The organism is Aquisalibacillus elongatus, from assembly GCF_003843875.1.
GTDB classification, from domain to species: Bacteria; Bacillota; Bacilli; order Bacillales; family Alkalibacillaceae; genus Aquisalibacillus; species Aquisalibacillus elongatus.
Genome location: NZ_RKRF01000007.1, coordinates 540,487 through 554,806, shown reverse-complemented (window position 1 = coordinate 554,806; position 14,320 = coordinate 540,487). Strand labels below are relative to the sequence as shown.

At 34.7% G+C, this 14,320-nt stretch carries 13 protein-coding genes; 3 read left to right on the top strand and 10 right to left on the bottom strand.

Annotated features, from left to right (window positions below; translation table 11 throughout):
• Positions 1 to 73 precede the first annotated feature (73 nt).
• A complete protein-coding gene (locus EDC24_RS03540) occupies positions 74 to 2,122 on the bottom strand; it encodes a penicillin-binding transpeptidase domain-containing protein (RefSeq protein WP_124219788.1) in 2,049 nt (682 codons plus the stop codon).
• A 12-nt stretch (positions 2,123 to 2,134) separates the two neighbouring features.
• Positions 2,135 to 2,467: an SCP2 sterol-binding domain-containing protein gene (locus tag EDC24_RS03535; protein ID WP_124219786.1), complete on the bottom strand. Its 333-nt coding sequence runs from the start codon at positions 2,465 to 2,467 to the stop codon at positions 2,135 to 2,137.
• 110 nt (positions 2,468 to 2,577) lie between these two features.
• Here EDC24_RS03535 and EDC24_RS03530 point away from each other — a divergent pair, with 110 nt between their 5' ends.
• Together EDC24_RS03530 and msrA (EDC24_RS03525) are read left to right on the top strand one after the other, a co-directional pair.
• A complete protein-coding gene (locus tag EDC24_RS03530) occupies positions 2,578 to 2,724 on the top strand; it encodes a lmo0937 family membrane protein (RefSeq protein ID WP_124219785.1) in 147 nt (48 codons plus the stop codon).
• A 96-nt stretch (positions 2,725 to 2,820) separates the two neighbouring features.
• A complete protein-coding gene (gene msrA, locus EDC24_RS03525; protein WP_245997952.1) occupies positions 2,821 to 3,348 on the top strand; it encodes a peptide-methionine (S)-S-oxide reductase MsrA in 528 nt (175 codons plus the stop codon).
• 41 nt (positions 3,349 to 3,389) lie between these two features.
• Here msrA (EDC24_RS03525) and EDC24_RS03520 read toward each other — a convergent pair whose 3' ends face one another.
• The 4 genes from EDC24_RS03520 to EDC24_RS03505 form a co-directional block, all read right to left on the bottom strand.
• Positions 3,390 to 5,366, bottom strand: a complete 1,977-nt coding sequence (locus tag EDC24_RS03520; RefSeq protein ID WP_124219782.1) for a S9 family peptidase — start codon at positions 5,364 to 5,366, stop codon at positions 3,390 to 3,392.
• Between the two features lie 118 nt (positions 5,367 to 5,484).
• The gene (locus EDC24_RS03515; protein ID WP_124219780.1) at positions 5,485 to 9,024 is read right to left on the bottom strand and encodes a dynamin family protein; all 3,540 of its coding nucleotides are present in this window, start codon (positions 9,022 to 9,024) and stop codon (positions 5,485 to 5,487) included.
• On the bottom strand, positions 9,021 to 10,091 hold the full coding sequence (locus EDC24_RS03510; protein WP_124219778.1) for a GGDEF domain-containing protein: 1,071 nt from the start codon (positions 10,089 to 10,091) through the stop codon (positions 9,021 to 9,023). Before EDC24_RS03510 ends, EDC24_RS03515 begins: the two co-directional genes overlap by 4 nt.
• Positions 10,092 to 10,170: 79 nt before the next feature.
• A complete protein-coding gene (locus tag EDC24_RS03505; protein WP_124219776.1) occupies positions 10,171 to 10,407 on the bottom strand; it encodes a ferredoxin family protein in 237 nt (78 codons plus the stop codon).
• Between the two features lie 158 nt (positions 10,408 to 10,565).
• On the opposite strand from EDC24_RS03505, the gene EDC24_RS03500 reads away from it, so the two are divergent.
• A complete protein-coding gene (locus EDC24_RS03500) occupies positions 10,566 to 11,753 on the top strand; it encodes a M14 family zinc carboxypeptidase (RefSeq protein WP_124219774.1) in 1,188 nt (395 codons plus the stop codon).
• A gap of 45 nt (positions 11,754 to 11,798) precedes the next feature.
• Here the strand turns inward: EDC24_RS03500 and EDC24_RS03495 are convergent, their stop codons facing one another.
• The 4 genes from EDC24_RS03495 to vrrA form a co-directional block, all read right to left on the bottom strand.
• Positions 11,799 to 12,395, bottom strand: a complete 597-nt coding sequence (locus EDC24_RS03495) for an alpha/beta hydrolase (RefSeq protein ID WP_124219772.1) — start codon at positions 12,393 to 12,395, stop codon at positions 11,799 to 11,801.
• A gap of 104 nt (positions 12,396 to 12,499) precedes the next feature.
• Positions 12,500 to 12,697 carry a DUF6501 family protein gene (locus EDC24_RS03490; RefSeq protein WP_124219770.1) on the bottom strand — a complete coding sequence of 66 codons (198 nt, stop codon included), beginning with the start codon at positions 12,695 to 12,697 and terminating at the stop codon, positions 12,500 to 12,502.
• Between the two features lie 39 nt (positions 12,698 to 12,736).
• Entirely contained in the window at positions 12,737 to 13,690 is a 954-nt protein-coding gene (gene msrA / locus EDC24_RS03485; RefSeq protein ID WP_124219768.1) for a peptide-methionine (S)-S-oxide reductase MsrA, read from the bottom strand.
• Between the two features lie 16 nt (positions 13,691 to 13,706).
• Positions 13,707 to 14,291 (bottom strand): VrrA/YqfQ family protein, encoded by a 585-nt coding sequence (vrrA, locus tag EDC24_RS03480; RefSeq protein ID WP_124219766.1) that lies wholly within the window; start codon positions 14,289 to 14,291, stop codon positions 13,707 to 13,709.
• Positions 14,292 to 14,320 lie beyond the last annotated feature (29 nt).

The following is a 14,320-nucleotide window of genomic DNA, read 5'->3' as shown; positions in this document are numbered from 1 at the left end:
CTAACTATGCTAAGCCATAAAAAAAGCGCTATTCTTGTTGAATAGCGCTTAGTTAACATAATATTATTATGGATTACCTGTTTTCGTATATTTCTTTGGCTAAATCCACTACATGTGAGCTTCCACCCTGTTCTTCGACCCCTTCAATCAATATACCGAGAACTCGGTTAGGATTTTGTTGATCATATGAGACAAATAATCCATTCTCAACTGCGTTTTCATCATCTTGACTTGACTTCAGCTCTGCTGTTCCCGTTTTGCCTGATATTTCTTTTCCCTGTAGATCTATACTTTGAGCTGTACCATTTGATACAACACTTCTTAGCATATCTTGAATTAAGCTAGCATTATCTTCTGAAACCATGTCATTGATCCAAGCTTCAGATTCTTCTTCAGTCAATAGTAATGGTTTCATAACCGTCCCATCGTTAGTAATACCACCGTAAATGGACGTGAGATGTAATAAACTCATTAATACTTGGCCTTGACCATAAGAACTATCGGCCAATAAAACTTCTCGATCAATTTTTCCTGTATTTGAAACTTGAGAGTTTGGAATCGGGTATTCAAATGGTAAATCTTCTCCAAATCCTAAATTTTTAAATCCTTCTGAGAAGTTTTCTGCTCCAATATCTAAACCGAGCATTGCGAAATAGATATTATCAGAATTCTTAAAGGCGCTTTCTAAATCTACTTCAGTATCGTTCTCATAGACCCGTGTGACATGGTAATTACCCCAAGACTCGTTATTTTGCCATTCCTTGCCTTCTATTGTTCTGGTTTCATTGGGATCTAATATACCTTCATTAAGGCCAACAATTGTTGTTAACGGTTTAATCGTTGAGCCAGGTGAATATCTCGTGGCAAAACGGTTAAGTGTTGGATTTTCTTCGTTTTCATTTAAATTTTCTAAACTAGATTTTGTAAAGCCTAAAATGTAATCATTTGGATCAAACGCTGGGAAACTGACAAGACTCGTAACTTCTCCTGTCGTTGGATTCACGGTAACAGCTGTACCTGCTTCTTCTTTTAGAACCTCATACAGCTGAACTTGTTCATTTATATCAATAGAAAGTTCAATTGTATCACCATCTTGAGGGTCTTTTTGAACAACAGTACGTTGGGACTGGTCTTGTTTCTCGATGTAAATTTCCCTGCCGTCTTCTCCGCGAAGACGATCTTCATATAATTGTTCTAACCCTCTTTTTCCAATTCGGTCTTGAGCGGTGTAGCATTGCTCCTCATAATCTTCTAGTTCTTCTGCAGTAATATTTCCGATATATCCTGTTAAATGAGCAGCAGCTTCACCGTATGGATAGACTCTATCGATTTCAATATTAGATTGAACACCTGCAATTGAAGTAGCTCTTGCCATGATATCATCATCATTTAAACTTACCTTTTTAATTGGAACGAAATGGTGCGGCTGAACCCAGTTTTGTTCAAGTGCACTATTAATGGTTTCTTCTGAAATATCCAATATTCCAGCTAATTTATTTATTTCCTCTTCGCTAAAACTTTCAGGTATGATGCCTATTTGATAAACCTCGCCATTAGTAGCAAGTAACTCTCCGTTACGATCTACAATTTCTCCCCTAGATGCAGGTACACTCGATAATTTAACTTCATCTCCGTCTTCAAGGCCAGGCATAATAAATGAAGGATCCCACCCAACGTACCACGGACTTTCTGGATTTACATCACGATCACTTTCACCAACATACTCTTCATCCATAGCTTTTTCTAATGGTAATGTTTTCTCATATTCTACGGTTCCAGCGATCGTTTCAAATGATATAGTTATTGGAATTTCGTATTCTACTAATTCTTCAAATTCTTCTTCTGTGAACTCTACTTTTTCTTCTGACAGTTCGATGGATAAATTATTAACACCTAATACATCATAAAGATTCTCATATCGTTCGATGTAATCATCTTCACCATACTTCGCTGTCGTTCGTTCTAATAAAAGCTCTTGATAAATTTCATTGAAATTATGTTCTTGCCATAACTCAACATATTCATTAGCGGTATCATATGGGTTTGTATATTCCGGTTTTTCTTCTTCGCTACAAGCAACCAATAATAACAGAACAATAATTAGGAACCAAAGTTTTTTCAAAAAATCACCTTCCTAACCCTGGTAATTCGATAGTACCTTTTGTAGTTTCATTGCTTTTGTTAAATCACCTTCTGCTTTAATTTTTCCCATCATAAAAGCAGTTGTGGCATTTAATTGTCCGTCTAATAACTTCTCAAAATGTGATGCATCCATCTTTAACGTACAAGTTGCACCATCTAACAGTCCATCTTGAAGCTCAACTTCATTTGAATTGAATTTAACACTCCATTGTTGATCAGTATCTTTAATATCAAATGAAAAATTTGCATCCATCTCTTCAATATGCTCTGGATTTTCTTTCATCTTTTTATGTAACTGTTGCAGTTTACTTTCTAAATTATCCATCAGACCCCTCCTCCTAATTTGTACATCTATATTATACCAAATAATTCAAAATTCGTTTACGAAAAGTTATTACGGGAATAACGATAATAAAAGATAAAGGAGTGAATAATATGCTTTGGACGATTATTGTGATTATACTTACCATTTGGTTAATTGGGTTATTATTAGACATAGCAGGAGGCTTAATTCATTTATTATTAGTAATTGCCGGTATTGTATTTATTTATCAACTCATAACTGGTAAACGTAAACTGTAAACGTCCCCCTGGCTTTTACCATGGGTGTTTTTAATATGGTTTTTTATTTCATTTATAAACATAGATTGATATAATATCGTGTACGAGGTGATGACGTTGACACAACAATTAGAAAAAGCAACTTTTGCAGGTGGATGTTTTTGGTGTATGGTAAAACCGTTTGACCAATGGGACGGTGTTCATGCCGTTGTTTCTGGATATACAGGCGGTTCTGTAGTAAACCCAACCTATGAAGATGTAAAAACTGGCCAGACCGGACATTATGAAGCCGTTCAAATTACATATGATCCGAATATTATATCTTATCAGACAATATTAGATTTATATTGGATACAAATTGACCCAACAGACCCTTATGGACAATTCCATGATCGTGGACCTCAATATCGTACAGCTATTTTTTACCATAATGATGAACAAAGAACGGTAGCTGAACAGTCGAAGCAGAATATCGAGGAAAATGGTAATTTCTATAAACCTATTGTAACTGAAGTTTTAGAGGCTACAGCTTTTTATCCTGCAGAAGAATATCATCAAGAATTTTATAAAAAGAATCCCAATGAGTACCAAGAAGATCGTGAAAAATCTGGGCGAGATAAATTTATAGAAGAAAATTGGGTATAATGAAAGGCCATGTTCAACTTTGAGCATGGCCTTTTCATTTCCTATTTTAGATAATCTTCAAACCATCCAAGGATGTGGTTCAGTCTTTCAATTCTTAGGTTTGGTTTTCCAGTTCTAGATAGATTGTGATCAGCTTCAGGGAATCTAACAAACTCAGTTTCAGTTCCGTTATATTTTAAAGCAATAAATAATTGTTCGGCCTGTTCCATTGGGCAACGGAAGTCACGCTCATTGTGAATGATCTTAAGTGGTGTTTCAATTTGACTCGCATATGCAATCGGCGAATGCTTCCAAAGCATTTCTGGTTCGTCTAATTCGGCTTGGATTTGCCAATCATTGAAATAATACCCGATATCACTTACACCTCTAAAGCTAATCCAGTTCGAAATGCTTCGTTGCGTGACAGCTGCTTTAAATCGATTCGTATGTCCTACAATCCAGTTCGTCATGAAGCCACCATAGCTTCCGCCAGTCACCCCTAAACGCGTTTCATCAATCCAATCGTTCTGATCAAGAATATATTCTAATCCATTGATAATATCTTGATAATCGCCATTACCATAATCCCCACGTACAGCATCGACAAATTCTTGGCCATAACTGTGGCTTCCACGTGGGTTAACATAAAGAACGGCATAACCATTAGCTGCGAAATACTGCATCTCATGGAAGAAAGTATTCGCATAAAAAGCGTGTGGACCGCCATGAATATTAACAATTAAAGGATATGATTGACCTTCTTGATAATTAGCCGGTTTCATAAACCAACCGTGAACTGTCCAGTCATCTTTACTCTTATAAGAAATCGATGCGGGTTCAACGATCGTAACTTCATCTAAGAATGATTGATTAAAATGAGTGAGCTGCTCCGTCTCTCCAGATGTTACATCAAGATTATATAATTCTCCAGGGCTAGTAGGTGTACTAATAGCAACTAAAGCTTGGTTCTCTGAAATTAAATCCAAACCATAAATATGGGCCTTTTGATTGTATGCCGGATATAGTTCACCCTTAAGGTTGCCGTAATATAATTGCACACTACCTTGATCTGATACTGGGAAGTAAAAATCTTCATTATTAGCCCAAATCACAGTTTGTAAATCGGCCTGTTGCTGGGTATCTGCTACCACAAAATCTCCGACAGGCGCATCCAACTCAGTCGTTAATGGCATTGCGACATTAGTTGTTAAATCAAAATGGATGACCTCTGTATGCGTAGCGTTTTTGTAAGTTTGCCCCATATGTACAAATAAAACGTGTTTACCATTAGGTGATACCACGAAATTAGATGCATATCCTTGGTCAGTTGGGATTTCTGTTGTAGTTTTATTTTCAATATTATAGATATAGACATTATGATTGAAGTTAAAGTCTTGGTTTGCATGTTCATCAGTTGAATAAATTAAAGTCTTTTCATCAATCCATGACTGGAATATAAAGTTTTGATTCCCTTCTTTGAGTACTTCAACTTCTTCATTCTCTAAATCTAGTAATTTAATTTGTTGATATTTTTCTTTTAGTACACCTGCGCCATCTGCTTTATATTTCATTCTGTTAATAACAGTTGGTTTAGGCTTCTCATCCTTTTCATCTTCATCATTATCTTTGTCTTCATCTTGTTCTAATGGTTTGGCTACTTGGTAGATCACTTTTTGGCCGTCAGATGAAAATGAAGCACTTGAGACACTCTCATCTTCGTCAGTTACTTTTTTAGCTTCTCCACCTTTTGTGGAGATAACAAACACTTGGTTTTTCTCATTACGATTAGATAAAAATAACAACTGATCGCCATTAGGTGACCATCTTGGCTGTGATAAACGCTCGGACTGATGTGTCCACTGGTTTACCTCTTTTGTTTCTAAGTCTAAGTGAAATAAATTAGAAACATATTTATTTTCTTTTTCATCTAAGTGTGTTTTTACAAAAACCGCTTCCTTTTGATTTGGTGCTACTCTTGGGTCTGTCACAGAATCTATTTGAAATATATCCTCTGCTTTCAGTAATCTTTTCGCTGACATATTATCCTCCTTCATTTAATGCAATTATCTACTTATTATACCTGTTTTGACAGTGTTTGTCGAATATTCTAACAATTGAATTTTAATGAAAAAGGGCAATGGTAAAATTGCCCTAGTTTCATTCGCTTATTTCTGATTGAATCGATTGAAGTTGATTAAATACTTCATCGTTCTGATAGATTAATTCTTTATGGTGGATTAATTGCTCGTTCTCGTCAATATAACCTTTAATGTCCTCTCGCTTCATATTCTCAAATACATTTAAATAATGTGATTGAAGAGATGCTTCCATTAAATCAATTTGTTGCGATATGCTTGAATTTGAAAGCTCCTTAAATCTTTCGAACAGATCTTGAACCTTTTGTTCTTCATAAAAGTCTTTTTGGTTTTTATAAAAACTAGCTAATTCTTCTAGTTCTACTTTACTTAATTGTATATTTAAGTCAAACTCTGGCAATGTCTGCTGATTATCGTTTTCGTGATACATTTTCGTTAAGCCTGAGTCTTTTATAACAGAATGATTAATTTCTTTAATCCAATCGTTCAATGTTTTCTCAACCGAACGATCAAGAACAATACTTATTGTTCGAACTTCGTTTAAAACTTTTTGATTAATATTAAAGATTAATTGTTTTAAAGCAGTCGATAATTGTTCCTTCCCTTTTTTCCCGTTCAAATTCACACTAGCTGGATTGATTGAGTCTTTCATTTGTTCTGATAATTGAATCGTCACACGGTTTGTCATATGATGCATGAGTTCTTCTATTTCTTGTGAGATTCGATTTTTGTATGTTTCATCATTATGTTGATGAAGCTCTTCTTTAACGCGTCCAATTGAATCACTTAAACTTGCAATAAGGTTAAGTTGTTCATTTTTAGACTGATTAGCTTCTTGGATTGTTTCATTGATGAATGCTTCTAAACGTTTTTGTTCATCCATCACTTTATTAGCCATAATAGCTTTTGAATCATTTTTGATAAACGCTTTGAAGCGGTCAAAAAATACATTTGATTCGCTTGATGGTTCTCCACTTAATAGTTGTTTACTTGAAAGTGGATAAACTGTTGGATGTGTAATGCCATACTGATTCAGCTGGTCAATTAAATAATCCTCTACTAATGATAATTCTTGTTCTGACTGAGCTAGATCAGATGCATTTAGTATAAAAAACATTTTATCTAACGAAAAGGCATCCTTCACTCTACCTAATTGTAGTAAAAACTCTCGGTCTGCTCTTGAAAATGCATGGTTGTAATACGTGACATAAATAATAGCGTCAGATGAATTAACATAATGTAACGATGTATTTGTGTGACGAGCATGTATGGAATCTGCTCCTGGTGTATCCACTAACGTAATTCCCATTTTCGTTAATTCGCAGTCATAAAACACGTTCATTTCTTCAATAAAACAAGAAATAGACTCAACTGTTACATATTTTGAGAAATCTTCCCATTCAATCTGTTCTTCTTTCCCTAGCGAAGGTTTAACATCTTGAATGCCTTTTAAATACGCTTCAATAAAGGATGACTCTGTCTTTGATAAATGTGGCAAAATCCGCTTTTGATGTTGTTTTAAATAACGCGTCAAATCATCTAGTTCGTCAAATGTTTCAGACAAATAAAGTGCCGTCATCGACATAAGTTGTTTAAATAATTGTTCAGTTGTCTTATATTGAACTAATACTTCTTTGTGTTCATGTTGATCGTCGACGGGACGTATTTTATTAATAGCCGCCGTTGTTGGATTAGGAGACGATGGTAATATGTGATCACCAATCCAAGCGTTTGCAAATGATGATTTTCCAGCACTAAACGCACCAAAAAGGGCCACTGTCATACTTGAATCATTCAACCTATTAAATTGCTTTAAGATAGATTGATAGAAGGGCTTTAATGGCTCTATATGTTTAATCTGGCTCAACACATTTTCTGTTTTTTGAATAATGTGGTCAACATTCAACGTCGTCGCAGATTGCTTTGTGTAGTGTTCTGTATTGTCTTGTTCAACAACTGGTTTTAACAAATCTTTTAATTCAACATACTCAACCTTCTCCTCTTTAACAGCCTGACCAATGAGATTATTCCCGCTCTCTTCATTAAATGTTTCGTGAATGAGATCCTCTTTTGCTAAATTTCTCTGAACTTCTAAATCTTCAAAATCAGAATGTTGATTAGCTTGTGCTTCATAATTAGCTAAATTCTGCTCAATTTGTTCTGTTCGTTCATATAATTGTTTACTTACGTGAGTATTTAAGTCACTTAAGAGTGGTGTTAATTCTTTTTTACATAATAAATTCAGATCTTTTTGTAAACGATCTGTATAAATCAATAACGAATCAGCATTCACTTCTGCTGAAGGATTAACAGCTTGATCAATATGCTCTTTTGTTACTTCTATATTGAAGCTTTGAACGTTGCTTACGATATTATTTTGGTCAATCTGATGATGTTGCATCTGCTCTAAAAGATAATTTCGTATATGCCAGGTCATTTCAGTTTTAACTCGATCATTTATAGTTTTTAAAAATTGATCTAGGCGTTGCTGTTTTTCTTCCTCTGTCTTTCTTTTAGAAAATAATTTGCCCACCTTGAAGTTCGGCTGAAGAGATTCCAAATAAGCACGAGCTTGCTCCCTTGTTTCAAAGGTCATAATATAAGCGTTATTTAATATATCTTGAATATCTTGATTGAGTTTTTGTAAATAGTTATTTTGCTCAGTATGAAGATGGTTAAGGTCTTCATTTAATCGATTAATGGTTTGTCTTATTTGGTTTAATTTTTGATACGATTGCCCGGTTAGTTCAAATTCTTCTTCAGACCATTCAGTAATGATTTTGTTTAATTCCACGGTTAACTTCTTGGCAATATATTCGTCTTTATCATCAATCAATTCATTTAAGGATTGCTTTAGGTTTGTTAACTGGTTTAAAGGATGCTGATCGTCCATTAAGGACGTATAAAAAATGCTTACGGGTTCTAGATTCCATTCTATACAACTATTCCTTAATGATTGTTTGAACGAATCAAACACAAGTTCCTGTTCATTATGTTTATCAATTTGGTTAACAACAATTATAAATGGGATGTCATGGTCTTGTAACTCTCTTAAAAATTTGAAGTTGACCTCTGATTGAACATGATTATAATCCATGACATAAACAAAGAAATCTATTAAATGTACGTTTGCTAATGTACGATCAAATTCAGCGTCATTAGAAGAATCGATTCCAGGTGTATCCATTAACGTAACACCGTTTTCTAAAAATGATTGTTTTCTTTGAATCGTTATGGATTTGACATCCTCACCATTTCTAGCTAACTCATTTACATGATCTAAATGAATTTGATTCTCCATTGTTTGTCTTCCATCATTTAGATCATAAATCGTTTTGTCTTCACCATATTGCAATTCAACAATATTAGCACTAGTTGGAATTGGACTAGATGGAAGAATGTGTTCTTCAATAATCGCATTAATTAGTGAAGATTTACCCGCAGAAAAATGTCCCGTAAAGCCGATTGTAAACGTTTGGTTTTCCCATTTATCGTACAGTTCTTTAAGTTTTTGTTCTGATTGATGAAAAGTTCCTTTTGATACTTTGCGCCATAAAGCATCAAAATTAATTGTGTTAACTTGTGGTGCCTTTGTAATCATGTCAATTCCCCTATATGTTCAGATGATTCTTGAAACATTATTCTATCTTTCCCATTAGATTTAGCAAGATATAGATAATCATCAGCACGTCTAATTAAATCTTCTTTTTCATCACCGCTATAAGAGTATGCGACGCCATAACTAATCGTCACTTCCTGATTTTTTAATTCTGGTATAAGGTTAACGCCATGTTGAAACAGTTTATTACATTGTTTGATTCGCTGTTCAATTGACCGTTTTTGTCGATCAAATAGAATAATCGCAAATTCCTCTCCTCCATACCTGAATGCAAAGCTATTCGGCTTGTCCAGTTCGTGTGTAAGAGTGTTACCGAATGCTGAGATGACTTGGTCACCAATGGTGTGGCCACATTCGTCATTAATCTGTTTGAAATTATCGATATCCGCCATAATCAATGTGAATTCTTGTTCTGCTTGTACGAGTTTCGAGAGTGTGTTTTGAAAAGAACGATGATTATATAATCCAGATACATGATCTTTAATTGAAAGGTCATGAAATGTAACTTTTTCTTTCAAGTGTTTACGCTCTCTTAGGGCTAATATGCCAGCAAATAAACCAATGACGATAAAGAATAATAAATTAAACCCAAACTCCCAAATCAAATCTGTTGGTATTGTTCCTGTTGGGTAAAGAGCAATTGCACTATAAGATAATACTGAAATTGAGGTTGCTAATAGCAAACCTCTTGTTCGCCAATAAATCGTAGCATGCATAATAAATAAATACACGATTGGGACAAATAAACTTTCAATACCACCTGATAATGCAATTAACCAGAAAATAACGACAAAATCAAAAATAATTCCTGAATGAATGATGACTTTTTGTAGCTTTTCTCTATTAGAAGATATAAAAAGAGCAATCTGTGTAATGAACATGTAAGCTAGTGCAGTTATAAATAAGTAATCAAATGTTTCTAAATTCAGATTTAATTGATTACGAAAGGGTTCATAATAAAACAGACCTCCACATACGATTAGAAAAAACCATCTTATCGTCGAAAAGAGTTGTTCTGTTTGTAAATCCGTTAAATATAACCTTTTCATGACTGATTGCTCCTTACTGTCGTTAATTTCATAAAAAAAAGGCTGAATGAATGTATCCAGCCTTTACATTGTAAACCATTTATTCTTGGAAGAACCTACGATTAAGCTCGATATATTCACGTTCTTCTTCTGGAAGCTCATCTTCATGATAAATCGCTTCTACAGGGCATACGGCTTCACATGCTCCACAATCAATACAAATATCTGGATCTATATAGAACATGTCTTTACCTTCTTCAATACAGTCAACCGGACATACTTCTACGCATTCCGCTGCTTTTTCATCTTTACATGGTGATGTAATAATAAATGCCAAAAAGATCACTCCTTTATTTTTCTCTAAAACTATCTTATCACATTTTATATAAGATACCATGTGTGTGCAATATTCTAATTACGATTATAAGCACTTTTTTTTGATAGTGCAAATATACTTTTACTAGCGGTTACAAAATCCATAAAGGGGGACTTCATATGGACTTAGTCATTCAGCCAGGAATGACTTATTATCAAATAGCGAGATTATTTAACATCCCACTTCAACAACTTATTGAAGCGAATCCATACACTGACCCTAACGCTTTGAGGGTTGGTCAAGTAATTAAAGTGCCCAATTACATTAAAGAAGAATATTGGATTCAACCGGGTGATACACTGTGGAAAATTAGTCAAGAATACTCACTTCCTTTAGAAAGAATTCTGGCCACAAATCCAGTAAATTCTTATCAATTAAGAATTGGTGATTTATTGAATATCCCTAAGCGTATTTATGACAATATTTTAACATTTAATGAACCATATACTTCAGATCGATTAGAAGAAGATTTATTTAAACTCGTCAATTTATTTCCTTTTTTAACCTTAAGAGAAATCGGGCAATCAGTTATGAATAAACCCATATATGAAGTTACGATTGGTGAAGGCGATCGTCATATTCATATAAATGGTTCTTTTCATGCAAATGAATCCATTACGACATCTGTTATCATGCGTTTTCTCCATGATTACTTATTATCCCTTTCTTCGAATGAACCTATTCGTGGAATAGATATGCAAAACTTCTACAACTCCATCACACTGTCTCTTGTTCCAATGGTAAACCCAGATGGTGTCGACTTATTAAATAAAGGTCTACCTGAAGATGCAGAGTTTCAAGATTTAGTATTAGAAATTAATCAAGGTAGCACTAACTTCAATAATTGGAAAGCTAATATTAGAGGTGTTGATTTAAATAATCAATATCCTGCCAATTGGGAAATTGAGTCCAACCGGAAACGTCAACAACCAGCCCCAAGAGATTACCCAGGTCCATCACCTTTATCAGAACCGGAAGCTATAACTATGGCTGAATTAGTTAAAAACAATGATTTTGAACGTGTATTAGCTTTACACACTCAAGGTAAAGTGATCTATTGGGGATATGAAGGCTTAGAGCCACCAGAATCACAAACAATTGTTAGTGAGTACAGTCGTATGAGTGGATATACACCAATACGTTATGTTGACAGTCACAATGGATATAAAGATTGGTTTATTCAAGAATATCGAAGACCAGGATTCACAGTAGAATTAGGCCGAGGCACGAACCCCTTACCATTTGAACAATTCGATGAAATATATGAGGAAACTTTAGGGGTATTTCTAGTCAATTTAAATGTATAATTTAAAAGTGCCTAATGAGACTACGCTCAATAGGCACTTTTCGTTTTATAATTTCTGATACCACGCTTTTGCTGCTTCCACTTCTTCTCTCGTCAATTGATGCCCCATATTTGTCCAGAATAATTCAACGTCAACATTCGCACTTTCTAAAAGACTCTTCAGGTCCTGAGCTTCCTGGGCTGGACAAATCGGATCGTTTTCACCCGCACCTATAAATACATTTACACCTTGTTGGTCTGGCAATTGAATTCCTCTTCTAGGAACCATTGGATGAAATAACATGGCAGCCTTTAGTGAATCGTTATAATGAAAAAGCATGCTGCCTGCAATATTTGCGCCATTAGAATAACCGACAGCATATATTTCATTACGATCAAATCCATATTCATTACTTTTGTCATCTAAAAATTGATTTAATTCTTTGGTTCGCTCAATTAAATCTTCTTCATCAAACACACCTTCAGCATGTCGTTTAAAAAAACGATTCATACCATTTTCGTTTACACTTCCTCTTACACTTAAAATATTAGCGTCTTGATCGATCATATCCGCTAATGGTAACAAGTCCTCTTCATTACCACCTGTACCATGTAATAGAAGTAATGTCCGATTACTTTGACCTTCTTTAAAAACATGCTTCATATTCGGCCTCCTATTTTATCTTGAATTTAAAATAATTATACGTTACGTTTAGCTTCACCGTCAAAAAAAGCAGCTTTCACCCAATATGAAAGCTGCTCCTACGATTATTCAAAATAATCCTTTAAAAATCCGCCCATTTTGCCTGTGTCATCAACTACAAAATAAAACTCTTCTGATTCATTTTTGACATCGTACGTTTTTCCTGGTGTTAAGACGTTTTCAACTGTAAACTTTTTTGCATTTGTATTCGTACATTTAATTTGTTTAATTGTTTCATGATTATACCACGTTTTATGAATCATAATTTATACACCTCTAAATTCAATCAAACGTTTGATTGATTATTTTTCTTCAAATAATACTTTATATTTGCCATACCCTTTTTCTTCAAGCTCATCAACAGGTATAAATTTTAATGCTGCAGAATTAATACAGTATCGTAATCCGCCTTCTTCCATAGGCCCATCCTCAAAAACATGTCCAAGATGTGAGTTTGCGTATTCACTTCTGACCTCAATTCTACGCATACCATGTGACGTATCCATACGTTCTTCTATTTTAGAAATAGGTTTTGTAAAGCTCGGCCAACCGCACCCAGCGTCATATTTATCTTTAGATGAAAATAATGGTTCGCCGCTTACAATATCGACATAAATACCTTCTTCTTCGTGATCCCAATATTCATTTTGATAAGGCGTTTCTGTTGCATCTTCTTGGGTTACTTTATATTGGATATCAGTTAGCTGCGCTTTAAGCTTTTCTTTATCTTGATCATGCCAATGCTCTTTAATAAAAGCCTCTCGGCCGGACCCTTTTTTATAAAGCTTATAATGAAATGCATTTTTCCTATAATAATCTTGATGATAGTCTTCTGCTTGGTAAAAGGTATCAGCTTTTTTAATCTCGACTACAACTGGCTTATTAAATTTCCCACTTTCCTCTAATGCCTGTTTAGATGATTCAGCTAGCTGTTTTTGTTTATCGTTATGATAAAAAATCACAGGGTGGTAAGAGCCACCTCTGTCATTAAATTGACCTTCAGAATCCGTGGGATCAATTTGTTGCCAATAAATTTCAAGAAGGTCTTCGTATGGGAAAATGTTTGGATTAAATGTTATTTGCACGGCTTCTACGTGACCCGTTGTTTCAGAACATACCTCTTCATAGGTTGGGTTTTCAGTATGTCCACCTGTATAGCCTGATACGATTTTTTCGATACCAGGCCTACGATCAAATGGTTCTACCATACACCAAAAACAGCCACCTGCAAATGTTGCTTTTTCTAATTGTGACATCTTATCACCTCTATTATTAAATATACAATTTAGGTCTAGGGAATTCATCTGTTGACTTCTTTTTTGATGGAGTTGGTTTTCGCTCCTTAACATGTTGAGTATCTCGAGAAATTGAATGCCGTCGCTCACGCTCTAACCGTTTCTCTTCTTTTGTTGGGCTTGAACGGCGTGGTTGTTTCTCTTCATTTGTCTCATACCTCTCCATTTGTTCATCATCGCTGTGATGTTCATCTTCGTGTGTGTCACTGTCCACTTCATCATCATTTTCCATCATAATTTTCACCATGTCTACGACCATAGGTAAATTTTTAACAAACGGTCCATATTGTTTAATATAAGGTGAGACTTGTTGAATAATCCCTAATCCCTTTTGTACATGATTTAATGTCTCGTGTAAAGTCGCATACTTTGACGCCATTCCTCCAGTTGCCGGTCCATACCCAAAAAATTGTTGTGGGTATGGATTATACGGTTGTTTACCCAAAAACTTAGATATTATATTAAGTCCTCCACGCTGTGGCGCGTGAAATTGAAAAGGTTGTTGATAATAATGATTTTGGTTCCAAAAATCATTTGGTGGTCGATATCCAAACGGGTCCATCGCCTATTCCTCCTTTATTTCATAATATA